Origin of the sequence: Pseudomonas sp. SWRI22, from assembly GCF_014268395.2 — a bacterium.
Classification (GTDB): Bacteria; Pseudomonadota; Gammaproteobacteria; order Pseudomonadales; family Pseudomonadaceae; genus Aquipseudomonas; species Aquipseudomonas paracarnis.
Genome location: NZ_JABWQK020000001.1, coordinates 1006127 through 1020881 on the forward strand (window position 1 = coordinate 1006127; position 14755 = coordinate 1020881).

Sequence of the window (14755 nt, forward strand, 5' to 3'; positions counted from 1 at the left end):
GAAAGCGGATGCCCAGGCGTATAAAGGACTATCTGATTATATTAAGTGCCGGTTTGTACTTCAGCACTACCGTGCTGGCGGAGCACCAAACCAGCCCGGAACGTTTCACCCTCTTGAGTCGTGCGGGAGCTGTTCAACTGGACACTCATTTTGACAAGGCCCAGCGCCAGTGGCTGCAGAACAAACGTGAACTCACGCTGGGGACATCCACACCTGATTACCCGCCCTTCGACCTCACTTCCAGCGGCCATGACTACGAAGGCCTTACCGCCGACTACGCAGGATTACTGGCCAAGGCACTCTCCCTGCCAATCAATGTGATGCGCTACCCCTCCCGAGCGGCGGCCATTCGCGCCCTGGAAGACGGGGAAATTGACCTGCTGGGCTCCTCAAACGGGTTTGAAGCTGCGACGCCAAATCTTATCCTCTCCGAACCTTATGCCGTGGACCAGCCGGTGCTGGTCACGCGCGAGGGAGAAACCCGCAGCCTCAGCGAAGGCCTCGATGGGCTGCGCCTGAGCCTTGTCTATCACTACCTGCCGCTCAATGAGGTGGAGAAGCTGTACCCCAAGGCGAGCATCCGCGCCTACCCGTCCTATCAGAATGCCTTGAATGCAGTGGCCTTCGACCAGGCGGATGTGTTTCTCGGTGACACCATTTCCACCCATTACATGATCAACAAGGGCTATCTCAAGAACATTCGCATGGCCAACTTCGGCAAACATGAAGCTTATGGTTTCAGTTTTGCCACGCGCCAGGACAACCGGATGCTCCTCAGCATTGTCGATTCAGCCCTGGCCTCAGTGCCCATCAACGAAAGGGACAGTATTGCCAAGCGCTGGAGCGCCGGCAGCGACATCCTGCTGACCGACAAGAAGCTGCAACTGACCCAGCGCGAAGAGCGCTGGCTCAAAGAGCATCCGGTGGTCACCGTGGTCGTCAACGAAACTTTCGCGCCCCTGACGTTCTTCGATGCAGACGGCAACTTTCGCGGCATCACCGCCGACTTGCTTGAGTTGATTCGCTTGCGCACCGGCCTGCGTTTTTCGGTGCAGCGCGGGCGCGATGTCAGCGCGATGATCGACCAGGTCGCGACCCAGAAAGTCGATATGATCGGTGCCATCGTGCCCAGCAACGAACGAGATTCGCAGCTTAATTTCAGCCGCCCCTACCTGGAAAACTCCTATGTATTGTTGACACGCAGAGAGCAAGGTGCCCCCTCGAACATGGAGCAGATGGCAGGAAAGCGTCTGGCAATCACCCGAGGCAACCCACTGGCCGCGACCTTGAGCAAAGACTTCCCGCAGGTTCAACTGGTGGAAACCAGTGATACGTTCAGAGCATCGGAGCTGCTAGCACAGGGACAAGTGGATGGGGCAGTGAATACCTTGGTGATCGCCAACTATTTCCTGTCATCCCAGGTCTTCCAGGATAAATTGCAAATAAGCGCCAGCATCGGCACGACCCCAGCGACCTTCTCTCTTGCTACCTCGCGCCAAGCCACGGAGTTGAGCTCGATACTCGACAAGGCGCTGCTCAGCATTGCCCCGGATGAAATGGGCGTAATCAACAGTCGCTGGCGTGGCTACACCGCCGCATCGGACAGCTACTGGCGTAATTACCATCAACTGATCGCGCGAATCATCATCGGCACCGGGCTGTTGCTGTTGATATCCCTAGCCTGGAACGCCTACATGCGTCGCCAGATCAAGCATCGAAAAATGGCCGAACGTGCCCTCAACGATCAGTTCGAGTTCATGCGTGCACTGGTCAATGAGACGCCCCATCCGATCTACGTGCGCGACCGCAATGGGTTGTTGCAGACCTGTAACGACAGCTACCTGCAGGTGTTCGACGTCAAGCGCGAAGAGGTGATCGGCAAAAGCGTGACCCAGATGACCATGGCGCTGGCGTCGGAGGCAGCCCAGTATCATGCTGACTATCTGCGTGTGGTGGCCGAGGGTAACCCGCTGATCCTCGATCGCAGCCTGCATATCCACGACAAGAAACTGACCATCTATCACTGGATCCTTCCCTACCGCGACTCTACGGGTGAAGTCCAGGGCATCATCGGTGGCTGGATCGATATCAGTGACCGACGCCAGCTATTCGATGAACTACGCGCTGCCAAGGAGCGCGCCGACGAAGCCAACCGCGCCAAGAGCACGTTCCTGGCTACCATGAGCCACGAGATTCGTACCCCGATGAACGCTGTGATCGGCATGCTCGAACTGACGCTCAAGCGCGCCGACCAAGGACACCTTGACCGTCCGGCGATCGAGGTGGCGTACAACTCGGCCAGAGACCTGCTGGAGCTGATCGGTGACATTCTCGACATCGCGCGTATCGAGTCCGGCCGCCTCAGCCTGGCGCCGGAGCGCGTCAACCTGCGGGAGGTAATTGAATCAGTGGTGCGCGTCTTCGACGGTCTCGCACGGCAGAAAACCCTCAGCCTGCTGCTGGAGTTCAAACCCGACCTGAACGATATCGAGGTGCTGATAGACCCGCTGCGCTTCAAGCAGGTGCTATCGAACCTTGTGAGCAACGCGATCAAGTTCACCGAACAAGGGCAGGTCAAGATCAAGGTCGAGCTGCAGCCTACCCAGGCCCCGGAGCAGATCGAGCTGAAACTGGTGGTGGAAGACACCGGCATCGGCATCAGCCGGGATGACCAACAACGCCTGTTCGAACCCTTTGCCCAGGCGGACAACTCAGGGCAACTGGCGCGCAGTGGCGCGGGCCTGGGTCTGGTGATCTGCCGCAGCCTGTGCGCGATGATGGGCGGCCAATTGAGCCTGAGCAGCGTGCCCATGGTCGGCACCCAGGTGCACGTCAACCTGAGCATGCCTCGCCTGCAAGCGATCCAGGCGGTGGGTGAACACACGCCGCCAACGCCGGCCACCGCACGGGTGCTTAACGTACTGGTGGTAGACGACCATCCGGCGAATCGCCTGCTGATGTGCCAGCAATTGGGCTACCTGGGGCATAAATTCATCGCTGCCGAGCACGGAGCCGCAGGGTTCCAGGCCTGGCGTAAAGAGCATTTCGACCTGGTAATTGCCGACTGCAACATGCCCATCATGAATGGCTACGAACTGAGTCGTTCAATCCGTGAATATGAGCAACGCGAACAATTGGTGCCCTGCGTGGTACTGGGTTTTACCGCCAACGCCCAGCCGGAGGAAAGGCAACGGTGCGTGCAAGCCGGCATGGATGACTGCCTGTTCAAACCCATCAGCCTTACCGTATTAGAGCGCCAACTGGCACATATCGCCCCTGAAACCGTGCCCCAACGGCTGGACCTCGAATGCCTGGAAGCGCTGACCGGCGGTGATCCACAGTTGAGCCGACGCTTGCTGGAGGAGCTGCTGAGCAGCAGCCTTCACGACCGCAAGGTCCTTATCGAACTGCGGGATCGACACGCGCCCCCCTCGGACATCATTGAGCAAGCCCACAAGATCAAGGGTGCCGCCCGCATCGTTCAAGCCCATTCGTTGGCGGGGCAATGCGAAGCCTTGGAGCAAACCTGTTCTCGCAATGAGGAGTGGGCCGTGATCGAAAGCGGCATCAGGGCCCTGGAACAGCTCATGCTGGAATTGGAGAAGATGCTGCGGGTTCAACTCGATGAGCTGCAAGCCCCATAGCAACAGGGCCCGTCGTGGCGGGAGCGAGCAAATGCGCTCCTACCGCGACCAGCATAAGTACCCACCGCTTCAGCAGTCGGTCAACTGCAGGAAAATCTCCGCCAGCCGCTCAATCCCCTCCTGGTCCTGAGGGGTAAAGCGGCCCAGCAATGGGCTGTCGAGGTCAAGGACACCAATCAGTTGGCCGTCCTTGACCAATGGCACCACCAATTCACTATTCGAAGCGCTGTCGCAGGCGATATGGCCTGGGAACGCGTGCACGTCCTCCACGCGCTGGGTTTTCCGTGAGGCCGCAGCCGCACCACACACGCCGCGACCAAACGGAATGCGCACACAGGCGATCTGCCCCTGAAAGGGCCCAAGCACCAGCTCTTCGTTACGATTGAGATAAAAGCCAGCCCAGTTCAAGTCATCCAACTGGTTGAACAGGAACGCGGAAAACTGCGCACTGTTGGCAATAAAATCGCGCTCATCAACCAGCAGTGACTCCAGTTGCGCGCAGAGCATGGCATAGCCATCAAGGCCGCTGCCGGCCTGTTGTAAATCGATCATGGTTGACGTTCCAGCAATTTAAGACCCACCCAGTAACGGGCGAATTGGTAGGCGCACCGGCCATTGCGGTTGCCGCGCCCAGTGGCCCAACGCACCGCGAGAACGTCAAGCTGCTCATCGCGTTGCCACTGCAAGCCGGCCTTGCTGGCCAACTCACCGATCCAGTGTTCCACCACATCCAGGAAATGTTCCTGGGTAAAAGGGTAGAATGACAACCACAAGCCAAAACGATCCGACAAGGCAATCTTGTCTTCAACCGCCTCGCTCGGGTGCAATTCGCCGTCCACGCGTTTCCAGTTGTCATTGTCGCTCTGGTTTTCCGGCACAAGGTGGCGACGGTTGGACGTGGCGTACAGCAGCACGTTTTCCGGCGCCTGTTCCAGGGAACCATCCAGCACGCTCTTGAGCACGCGATAGTCACCTTCGCCGGCCTCGAACGATAGGTCATCGCAAAACAAAATGAAGCGTTGTGGTAGCTTGACCAGTTGCTCGACCACCCGCGGCAGGTCAGCCAGGTGGTCACGCTCGATCTCGATAAGACGCAGGCCGGCGTTGGCGTGCTGGGCGAGCAAGGCCCGGACCATGGAAGACTTGCCGGTGCCACGCGAACCCCATAACAGGGCGTGGTTGGCGGGTAACCCATCAAGGAACTGTTGGGTGTTGCGCGCCAGTTGTTCACGTTGTTTGTCGACACCGATCAGGTCCGACAGGCGCATGTCCAGGCTCACTTCCAACGGTAACAGGAAGCCATTGCGACCTTCGCGCTGCCAGCGGGCGGCCAGGCATTGGTGCCAGTCGATCGCCTGGCGTGGGGCGGGTAACAACGGTTCCAGGCGAGCCAGCACCGCATCGGCGCGCTCAAGAAAGGCATTCAATCGAGAATCCACAGCTATTCCTCTGGCAACTTCTTGCAAAAGATGGCGTATTGGCAACCCTGCGGCAAACTGTAGGGCTGCACCAAACAAACGATTCATGCCGGGCGAGCCAAAGCTTGTGGATGTTCAGCTATGCTTGCCGGGCGAAGGGAAACGCTAAGTGGTTCAACACTCGATGGATATCAAGTTCGCCCACCGCTTGTCTTATAAACAAGCCAGATTAACTGTGCTGGTCGGTTTCGTCTTGGGAACCCTGCTCAGTCTGATCCAAATCGGCATTGATTATGCCAGTGAAGACGCATCCATCAACCGTGAAATACGCTCACTGATTGAAATCAGCCATAACCCGGCGTCAAGAATCGCCTACAACATCGATGCCGAACTCGCCCAGGAACTGACCTTGGGCCTGCTGCACTCCCCCGCCATCATCCGCGCGCAGTTGATCGACAACAATGGCGTGGTGCTGGCCGACGTCAACCGTCCGCGCAAGGAAAGCAACTATCGGCCGGTCAGCGATTTTCTGTTTGGTGCCAATCGCCAGTTCGAAGACCGACTGTTTCTCAGCCATATGCCCAACGACTCCCTTGGTGTGCTACGCCTGGACGTCGATACTTATGCCTTTGGCAGCCGTTTCCTGCATCGCGCCGAGATCACTCTGCTCAACGGCTTCGCCCGCAGCCTGCTGCTCACCGGGATTTTGCTCGGCCTGTTCTACGTAATGCTCACCCAACCGCTGGTGCGCATTATCCGCGAGCTGAGCACACGCAAACAGGCGCGCCTGGATTGCCCACCGGGGCATGAACACGATGAAATCGGCGTGCTGGTCAGCGTCGCCAACCAACAATTCGAAAACATGGAAACCGAGATCCAGCAACGGCGCCATGCCGAAGATCGCCTCACGGAGTATTTGGGGCAACTGGAAAATATCGTTTCTGCGCGCACCCTCGAACTCAAGGCCAGCAACCAACGCTTGAGCCAGTCCAACGATGAGCTGGAGGCGGCGCAAATGACTGCGCTGGGCATGGCTCAGGCACGGGCAGCATTCCTGGCCAATATGAGCCATGAAATTCGTACGCCGCTCAATGGGTTGCTGGGCATGATTGCCCTCTCACTGGATAGCCCGCTGACCGCCGAACAGCGCCAGCAACTGTCCATTGCCCATGACTCAGGCAAAGTGCTGGTGGAGTTGCTCAACGATATTCTTGACCTGTCCAAGTTCGACGCCGGCCAGCTGGAACTGGAGCATATCCCGTTCGACCTGGGCTCATTGGTGGAAGATACCGCCAACCTGCTCTCGCAAAATGCCGCTCCGAGCGTGGAGCTGACCTGCCTGATCGACCCGCAATTTCCCGCCCAGGTGGTCGGCGACCCTACCCGTGTGCGGCAGATCGTCAGCAACTTGCTCTCCAACGCCTTGAAGTTCACCCGCTTTGGCCGCGTCGATGTGCGTCTGCGCGCCCTAGAAGGCCGGGTCAGCATTGAAGTGTGCGATACCGGCATTGGCATCGCCCAGGAAGCCCAGGTGAAAATCTTCCAGCCGTTCACCCAGGCCGGCGCTGGCATTACCCGCCAGTTTGGCGGGACGGGATTGGGCCTGGCGTTGACTCATAACCTGTGCGAAGCCATGCAAGGCCGCTTGAGTATCAGCTCGGAGGTGGGCTTTGGCAGCCAGTTCTGCGCCGACCTCCCACTGCCCGCGCATTTGCCTGCCATGCGCTATGCACCGCTCACGGGCGAGGTGATCGCCATCACCAACGCCGGCGGCGGGCTGACGGAGCTGCTCACCACGCTATTGCCCTCTTGGGGGCTGACACCGCGCTGCTATTCCCAGGACGATGATTTGAGCGGGCTGGCGCCCGACCTGTTGATCACCGACTGCCCTGAATGCTTGTTCCGCTTGCGCCCGGGCATCAGCGCGCCGATTCTGCTGGTTACCGCCTATGGCAACTTTTTGCCCAGCGAAGAAGTCACGGCCCTGGCGCCGCTGCAGCAACAAGCGCGCCCATTGAGCCGCAACGCGCTGTACCAGATCCTGCAACGCAACCTGCGCAGCGGCGCGCAACTGGTGCTCGACCCGGTCCAGATAGAAACCGCACCGCTTGCGCACCGCGCGCGCATCCTGCTGGTGGAGGACAACGCGGTCAATCAACTGGTGGCCAAAGGCATGCTCAGCAAGCTCGGGTGTGAGGTGATCGTCGCGGCCCATGGCGGCGAAGCCCTCAAGCTTCTGGAGGACCAGCGCTTCGACTTGGTGTTGATGGACTGCAATATGCCTGTGATGGATGGCTATGAGGCCAGCCGACAAATTCGCCGGAGCGGGCGTTGGCCGGACTTGCCCATTGTTGCCTTGACCGCCAACGCGATGGCCGAAGAACGCGAGCGTTGCCGGGCCGCTGGAATGAACGATTACCTGGCCAAGCCGTTTCGCCGTGAAGAACTCAACGCCTTACTGGAACTGTGGGTACCGAAGACAACCAGCCTCTGATGGGTACCCGCAATATTGCGGTCATTTGAGCAGGGCTTCGATCTCCTGGGTCAAGTCCTGGGGCTTGGTGGTTGGCGCAAAACGCTTGACCTGCTTGCCATCACGGCCAATGAGAAACTTGGTGAAGTTCCACTTGATGTTCTTGGAACCCAGCAGCCCCGGGGCCTGTTTTTTCAACTGCACAAACAACGGGTGGGCATCGCTGCCATTGACGTCGATTTTCTTGAACAGCGGAAAACTGACGCCGAAGTTCAGCTCGCAGAACTCGGATATCGCGCCTTCATTGCCGGGTTCCTGCTTGCCGAACTGGTTGCAGGGAAAGCCGAGCACCACCAGGCCCTGGTCCTTGTATTGCTGCCAAAGTTGCTCGAGGCCCTTGTACTGCGGTGTGAAGCCGCATTTGCTCGCGGTGTTGACCACCAGAATGGCCTTGCCGGCAAAGTCGGCCAAGGTCTTTTGCTCACCCTTGATAGTGGTGCAAGGGATGCTCAGCAGGGAGTCGCTCATGGCAATGCCTCAAGTCAGGGAAAGAAGAGCCTTATTTGTAGGAGCGAGCTTGCTCGCGAAAAACTATCAGACGCCGCGTTCATTCAGGAAACCCGCCGTATCGTTGACGTTTTTCGCGAGCAAGCTCGCTCCTACAGGGACCATGCAAGCCTAGCGCGGCACCAGCTCCAGGCATACCGAATTGATGCAGTAGCGCAGGCCCGTCGGCGGTGGGCCGTCCGGGAACACATGCCCCAAGTGTGCATCACACTTGGCGCAGGTGACTTCGGTGCGAATCATGCCGTGGCTGACATCGCGGATCTCGACCATCGCGCTGTCGGCGATCGGCTCATAGAAACTGGGCCAGCCACAGCCGGAATCAAACTTCGCCTTGGAATCGAACAGCGGCTCGTTGCAGCAGATGCAGTGGTAGACGCCGTCGGTCTTGGTGGCGTTGTACTTGCCGCTGAACGGTCGCTCGGTACCCTTGAGACGGCACACGTTGTACTGCTCCGGATCGAGCATCGCCTTCCATTCATCTACAGTTTTCTGCAACTTATCCATCGGTACACCTCGGCAACTGAAAAACCCTGATCTGTGTCTTTTCCATGGATCAGGCGGCACGTATGATTGCGCCTCTTCAAAACGCCAGTCTGGCACCCGCGCCATCGGCATTCAAACGTATTTATGGGTGCGGGCCGTGCAGGCTTCACCCTACGGTAGTGCCTACGCCGTCGGGATCGTTCATTTTCAGGATCACATCGCCATGCAGGTCAGCAAATCGAACAAGCTCGCCAACGTCTGCTATGACATTCGCGGCCCGGTGCTCAAGCACGCCAAACGCCTGGAAGAGGAAGGCCATCGCATCCTCAAGCTGAACATTGGCAACCCGGCGCCGTTTGGTTTCGAAGCGCCGGACGAAATCCTTCAGGATGTGATCCGCAACCTGCCGACCGCCCAGGGTTACAGCGACTCCAAGGGCCTGTTCAGCGCGCGCAAGGCGGTGATGCAGTACTACCAGCAGAAGCAGGTCGAAGGCGTCGGCATCGAGGACATCTACCTGGGCAACGGCGTGTCCGAGCTGATCGTGATGTCCATGCAGGCGTTGCTCAACAATGGCGATGAAGTCCTGGTGCCAGCCCCGGATTACCCGCTGTGGACCGCCGCCGTGACCTTGGCGGGCGGCCACCCGGTGCATTACCTGTGTGATGAGGGCGCCGACTGGTTCCCGGACCTGGCCGACATCAAGGCCAAGATCACGCCCAACACCAAGGCCCTGGTGATCATCAACCCGAACAACCCCACTGGCGCCGTGTACTCCAGGGAAGTATTGCTGGGCATGCTGGAACTGGCGCGTCAGCACAACCTGGTGGTGTTCTCCGACGAGATCTACGACAAGATCCTCTACGATGACGCCGTGCATATCTGCACCGCCTCCCTGGCCCCGGACCTGCTGTGCCTGACCTTCAATGGCCTGTCCAAGTCCTACCGCGTGGCGGGTTTCCGCTCCGGCTGGATCGCCATCTCCGGCCCCAAGCACAATGCGCAAAGCTACATCGAAGGCATCGACATGCTGGCCAACATGCGCCTGTGCGCCAACGTACCGAGCCAGCACGCGATCCAGACCGCCCTCGGCGGCTACCAGAGCATCAACGACCTGATCCTGCCCCAAGGTCGCCTGCTGGAGCAACGTAACCGCACTTGGGAGCTGCTCAACGCTATCCCCGGCGTGAGCTGTGTGAAGCCCATGGGCGCGCTTTACGCGTTCCCGCGGATCGACCCGAAAGTCTGCCCGATCCTCAACGACGAGAAGTTCGTGCTCGACCTGCTGCTGTCAGAAAAACTGCTGGTCGTGCAAGGTACCGCCTTCAACTGGCCATGGCCGGATCACTTCCGCGTGGTGACATTGCCACGTGTGGATGACCTGGAGATGGCGATTGGTCGCATCGGTAACTTCCTGAAGTCCTATCGCCAGTAAGGCAATTGACGCTGTACGACTCTCAAAGGGTCGTACAGCGATTATCTGGCAACACTTCTGTGTCACTTACTTGCGGTTGTACTTCATTTGGCCCCTGCCTATGACGTGCCCCCTATAATCACGGGGCGACAGGGTAGCATCGGGTCGAGCAAGGCTGACAATACAGGTCGGAAAATCCCTTCAAGGCCCTACGCCAACGGTGTAGGACACAGTTTGAAATAGTCCCCCGGTTGAATCACCCCATGCCGCACCTTATATACCCCGCAGTGAGCGACATATTAAGCATGAGGAGAATTCTACAACCATGATGCGCATCCTGCTGTTCTTGGCCACTAACCTGGCAGTCGTACTGATTGCCAGCGTCACCCTGAGCCTTTTTGGCTTCAACGGGTTCATGGCGGCCAATGGGGTTGATCTGAACCTCAATCAGCTGCTGATTTTCTGTGCAGTCTTTGGTTTTGCCGGTTCGCTGTTCTCGCTGTTCATCTCCAAGTGGATGGCAAAGATGAGCACCAGCACCCAGATCATCACGCAACCACGCACTCGCCATGAACAATGGCTGATGCAAACCGTGGAGCAGTTGTCTCAAGAAGCAGGCATCAAAATGCCCGAAGTCGGGATTTTCCCGGCTTATGAGGCCAACGCCTTTGCGACCGGCTGGAACAAGAACGACGCGCTGGTGGCCGTGAGCCAGGGCCTGCTGGAGCGGTTTTCGCCCGACGAAGTCAAGGCGGTGCTGGCCCACGAGATCGGGCACGTGGCCAACGGTGACATGGTCACCCTGGCGCTGGTACAGGGCGTGGTGAACACCTTCGTGATGTTCTTTGCGCGGATCATCGGCAACTTCGTCGACAAGGTCATCTTCAAGAACGAAGAAGGCCGTGGTATTGCCTACTTCGTGGCGACCATTTTCGCCGAGCTGGTCCTGGGCTTCCTGGCCAGCGCCATCGTGATGTGGTTCTCGCGCAAACGCGAGTTCCGCGCAGATGAAGCCGGCGCACGCCTGGCGGGCACCAGCGCAATGATCGGCGCGCTGCAACGCTTGCGCTCCGAACAGGGCCTGCCGGTGCATATGCCCGACAGCCTGACCGCCTTCGGCATCAACGGCGGCATCAAGCAGGGCCTGGCTCGCCTGTTCATGAGCCACCCGCCGCTGGAAGAGCGGATTGACGCACTGCGTCGCCGGGGCTGATAGCGGATGACTCGACAAGGGGCGATCTGATCGCCCCTTTTTTGTGCCTGCTGATTTCACCGCTCTCTGTAGGAGCGAGCTTGCTCGCGAAAAACTCGCAGGCGCCGCGTTCATTTAGCAAGCACGCGTTATCGTTGACGTCTTTCGCGAGCAAGAACTAGGCGTCCCCCTCGCTCCTACAAAAGGAAAAACCCTTTTAGCGCCTGGTCAGCCGATAAGCACGCTCTTCAAGGCGAGTAACACCGTCCTGCAGGAACTTTCCGCTCTCCCTCAGGATGTCCCGCTCCTCCAGCCGCTCCAACGCCCAATGCAGTGCAAATAGCACCTCCACTTCCTCGTCCGTGACAGCAAAGGGTGGGCCGGCCTTCTGCCCTTGGTCGTAATCGAGGGTAATCAGCAAACCCTGGCAGCCTGAGGGCAGCAAGGCATTCAGGTGCTCTGCGTATTGCGCGCGCATCAGTGGCGGCAATGCTATCAACGCTGCGCGGTCATAAACGGCGCTGCAACCGGCCAGCGCCCCGGCATCGAGGCTAAAGAAATCGCCACACCACAGCTCGATCATGCTGGCCTGGTAGACCTTGAAGGCGCCCTGCTGACTGATGTGCGGCACAAGCTCCTGCTCGCTGAAGAACGCCTCAACCGCCTGCTCCGACAGCTCCACGCCCATTACCGGGTACCCCTGGCTCTTGAGCCATACCAAGTCCAGGCTTTTGCCACACAACGGTACCAGCACCTTTGCCCCCTCGGGCAACCCCAGCACGGGCCAGTGCCGTTGCAAATAGGGATTGACCTCGCGCTGATGGAAGCCGATCTGATTGCTCGCCCAGCGGTCCTGCCAAAATTCAGGCTGCATGAATCACTCCGAAAATTCGATCAAAAGGCGCTAAAACTTATATTAGATTTAGATCGATGATCTGATTGAAGATGACTCCATCTTAACCCTCAGGACCCTGCTCATGCTCCCCAGCCTGTTTATCTCCCACGGCTCGCCCATGCTGGCCTTGCAACCCGGTGCCAGCGGTCCTGCGCTGCAGCGCCTGGCTGCCGAACTGCCACGGCCCAAAGCCATTGTGGTGGTGTCGGCGCATTGGGAAAGCCCGGACCTGCTGGTCAGCGGCAGTGCTGCCCCCGAAACCTGGCACGACTTCGGTGGCTTTCCGCGCGAGCTGTTTGCGGTGCAATACCCTGCGCCGGGTGACCCGCAGTTGGCCAGTGAGATCGTCGAACTGCTGCACGCCGACGGCCTGGCTGCACGTATTGACGAGCAACGCCCCTTCGACCACGGCACCTGGGTCCCGCTGTCGCTGATGTACCCGGCAGCGGACAACCCGGTGGTACAAGTGTCCTTGCCCAGCCGCCTGGGCCCGGCTTTGCAGACTCGAGTCGGGCATGCACTCGCGAGCCTGCGCGAACAGGGTGTGCTGCTGATCGGCTCCGGCAGCATCACCCACAACCTGGGCGAACTGGATTGGCGCGCCGGGCCGGAGACGATCACATCGTGGGCCCGGGAATTTCGTGACTGGGTGGTCGACAGACTCGCGGCCAATGACGACGCCGCCTTGCATGACTATCGCCGCCAGGCGCCACATGCCGTGCGCAGCCATCCCAGCGATGAACATTTGCTGCCGCTGTACTTTGCGCGGGGTGCGGGCGCAGATTTCAGCGTTGCGCACCAAGGCTTCACACTGGGTGCCTTGGGCATGGATATCTATCGCTTTGGCTGAAACCGTTATACCTGTGGGAGCTGGCTTGCCTGCTCTCACAGTTGATCGCGTCGGAGCCTAAAACATGAGGCGAAAAAAAATCCCCGAACCAGTCGGGGATTTTTTATGTGCGATCAATCAGCCCAAGGGCGGATCAATCTTCGCGGTAGCGACGCAGCTTGAGCTGCTTACCGGCAACGCGAGTGTCTTTCAGCTTGGCCAGCAGTTTTTCCAGGCCGTCTTCCGGCAACTCCACCAGGGAGAAGCTGTCACGCACCTGGATGCGACCGATGGCTTCACGTGCCAGGCCACCCTCGTTGAGGATAGCGCCCAGCAGGTTCTTGGCAGCGATACCATCACGCGCACCCAGCGCGGTACGGCAACGAGCACGGCCTTCAGCCAATGGCACTGGAGCACGACGCTCACGGTCACCACGGTCTGGACGGTCACCGGAACGCTCTGGACGATCACCGCGTGGCGCGCTGTTCGGAACCAGTGGACGTTCTTTTTCGATGGCTGCCAGGGTCAGGGCCTGACCATTGGTAGCTTTGCGCAGCAGGGCTGCAGCCAGGGCACGCGGGGTGCAACCGATATCGGCGGTCAGGCGGTCCAGCAGGTCGCCGTGGGTCGATTCAGCGTCAGCCACCAGTGGCGCCAGGCTGTTGGTCAGTTTCTTGATGCGCGCATCGAGAACGGCCTGGGCATCCGGCAGGCGGACTTCGGCAACTTTCTGGCCGGTAACACGCTCGATCACTTGCAGCATGCGGCGCTCACGTGGAGTCACCAGCAGCAACGCACGACCTTCGCGACCGGCACGGCCAGTACGGCCGATACGGTGAACGTAGGACTCTGGATCGTAAGGCATGTCAACGTTGAACACGTGGGTGATACGTGGAACGTCGAGGCCACGGGCAGCAACGTCGGTCGCCACAACGATGTCCAGACGGCCATCCTTGAGGGAGTCGATCACGCGCTCACGCTGGTTCTGGGCAATGTCACCGTTCAGCGCAGCGGCTTTGTAGCCTTTGGCTTCCAGGGCGCTGGCCAGGTCCAGGGTCGCTTGCTTGGTGCGCACGAACATGATCAGGGCGTCGAAGTCTTCGACTTCCAGCAGGCTCAATACAGCCGAGGTCTTCTGGTCAGCGTGAACCAACAGGTGAGCCTGTTCGATCGCGGTAACGGTCTGGGTCTTGGTCTGGATCTTCACGTGCTCCGGATCGCGCAGATGGCGTTCGGCAATGGCACGGATGGACTGCGGCAGGGTAGCCGAGAACAGTACGGTCTGACGGGTCGCTGGCAGCGCCTTGAAGATGACTTCCAGGTCATCCATGAAGCCCAGCTTCAACATTTCGTCAGCTTCGTCCAGAACCAGGTGGTTCACGGTCGACAGGACTTTTTCGTCACGACGCAGGTGGTCGCACAGACGGCCCGGAGTGGCGACAACGATCTGTGCGCCATTACGGATTGCCTTGAGTTGTGGGCCCATAGGCGCGCCGCCGTAAACGGCCACAACAGTTACACCCGGCATTTGCTTGGCGTAGGTTTCAAAGGCGGTTGCTACTTGCAGCGCCAACTCACGGGTTGGCGCCAGGATCAGGGCTTGCGGCTCGCGCTTGGCAGGATCGATGCAATGCAGAATAGGCAGGGCGAACGCGGCGGTTTTACCGGTACCGGTTTGCGCCTGGCCAATCATGTCCTTACCGGCCATGATGATCGGGATCGATTGCTGCTGAATCGCCGAAGGTTCTTCGTAGCCGGTCGCTGCGACGGCTGCAAGAATATTCGGGTTAAGATTAAAAGCGGCGAAGCCGCCGGTTTCCTGGGTCATGGGTCTGCCTCT

Annotated in this window: 11 protein-coding genes; 5 read left to right on the forward strand and 6 right to left on the reverse strand. The window is 59.2% G+C overall.

What is annotated here, in order from left to right; translation table 11 throughout:
- Positions 1-8 precede the first annotated feature (8 nt).
- Positions 9-3644 (forward strand): transporter substrate-binding domain-containing protein, encoded by a 3636-nt coding sequence (locus HU730_RS04235; protein ID WP_034127159.1) that lies wholly within the window; start codon positions 9-11, stop codon positions 3642-3644.
- 69 nt (positions 3645-3713) lie between these two features.
- On the opposite strand, the gene HU730_RS04240 is transcribed toward HU730_RS04235, so the two are convergent.
- Both HU730_RS04240 and HU730_RS04245 read right to left on the reverse strand, forming a co-directional pair.
- Positions 3714-4196 carry a GAF domain-containing protein gene (locus HU730_RS04240; protein WP_127881383.1) on the reverse strand — a complete coding sequence of 161 codons (483 nt, stop codon included), beginning with the start codon at positions 4194-4196 and terminating at the stop codon, positions 3714-3716.
- Positions 4193-5083, reverse strand: coding sequence for an ATP-binding protein (locus tag HU730_RS04245; RefSeq protein WP_034127157.1), 891 nt, complete (start codon positions 5081-5083; stop codon positions 4193-4195). The genes HU730_RS04240 and HU730_RS04245 overlap by 4 nt, the downstream gene beginning before the upstream one ends.
- 163 nt (positions 5084-5246) lie before the next feature.
- Between HU730_RS04245 and HU730_RS04250 the strand changes: the two genes are divergently transcribed.
- The gene (locus tag HU730_RS04250) at positions 5247-7556 is read left to right on the forward strand and encodes a response regulator (RefSeq protein WP_186526676.1); all 2310 of its coding nucleotides are present in this window, start codon (positions 5247-5249) and stop codon (positions 7554-7556) included.
- A 21-nt stretch (positions 7557-7577) separates the two neighbouring features.
- Here the strand turns inward: HU730_RS04250 and HU730_RS04255 are convergent, their stop codons facing one another.
- Both HU730_RS04255 and msrB read right to left on the reverse strand, forming a co-directional pair.
- Positions 7578-8063 carry a glutathione peroxidase gene (locus HU730_RS04255; protein WP_034127155.1) on the reverse strand — a complete coding sequence of 162 codons (486 nt, stop codon included), beginning with the start codon at positions 8061-8063 and terminating at the stop codon, positions 7578-7580.
- Positions 8064-8213: 150 nt separating this feature from the next.
- Positions 8214-8606 (reverse strand): peptide-methionine (R)-S-oxide reductase MsrB, encoded by a 393-nt coding sequence (msrB, locus tag HU730_RS04260; protein ID WP_034127154.1) that lies wholly within the window; start codon positions 8604-8606, stop codon positions 8214-8216.
- A 202-nt stretch (positions 8607-8808) separates the two neighbouring features.
- Here msrB and HU730_RS04265 point away from each other — a divergent pair, with 202 nt between their 5' ends.
- Together HU730_RS04265 and htpX are read left to right on the forward strand one after the other, a co-directional pair.
- Complete coding sequence (locus tag HU730_RS04265; protein ID WP_044273990.1) at positions 8809-10020, forward strand: pyridoxal phosphate-dependent aminotransferase; 1212 nt, start codon at positions 8809-8811, stop codon at positions 10018-10020.
- 304 nt (positions 10021-10324) lie between these two features.
- Positions 10325-11212: a protease HtpX gene (gene htpX / locus HU730_RS04270; protein WP_003189904.1), complete on the forward strand. Its 888-nt coding sequence runs from the start codon at positions 10325-10327 to the stop codon at positions 11210-11212.
- A gap of 196 nt (positions 11213-11408) precedes the next feature.
- Here the strand turns inward: htpX and HU730_RS04275 are convergent, their stop codons facing one another.
- Positions 11409-12065 (reverse strand): thiopurine S-methyltransferase, encoded by a 657-nt coding sequence (locus HU730_RS04275; protein WP_186526655.1) that lies wholly within the window; start codon positions 12063-12065, stop codon positions 11409-11411.
- Between the two features lie 103 nt (positions 12066-12168).
- Here HU730_RS04275 and HU730_RS04280 point away from each other — a divergent pair, with 103 nt between their 5' ends.
- Entirely contained in the window at positions 12169-12936 is a 768-nt protein-coding gene (locus HU730_RS04280) for a class III extradiol ring-cleavage dioxygenase (RefSeq protein WP_186526654.1), read from the forward strand.
- Between the two features lie 133 nt (positions 12937-13069).
- Here HU730_RS04280 and HU730_RS04285 read toward each other — a convergent pair whose 3' ends face one another.
- A complete protein-coding gene (locus HU730_RS04285) occupies positions 13070-14743 on the reverse strand; it encodes a DEAD/DEAH box helicase (protein WP_014717677.1) in 1674 nt (557 codons plus the stop codon).
- Positions 14744-14755: the final 12 nt, after the last annotated feature.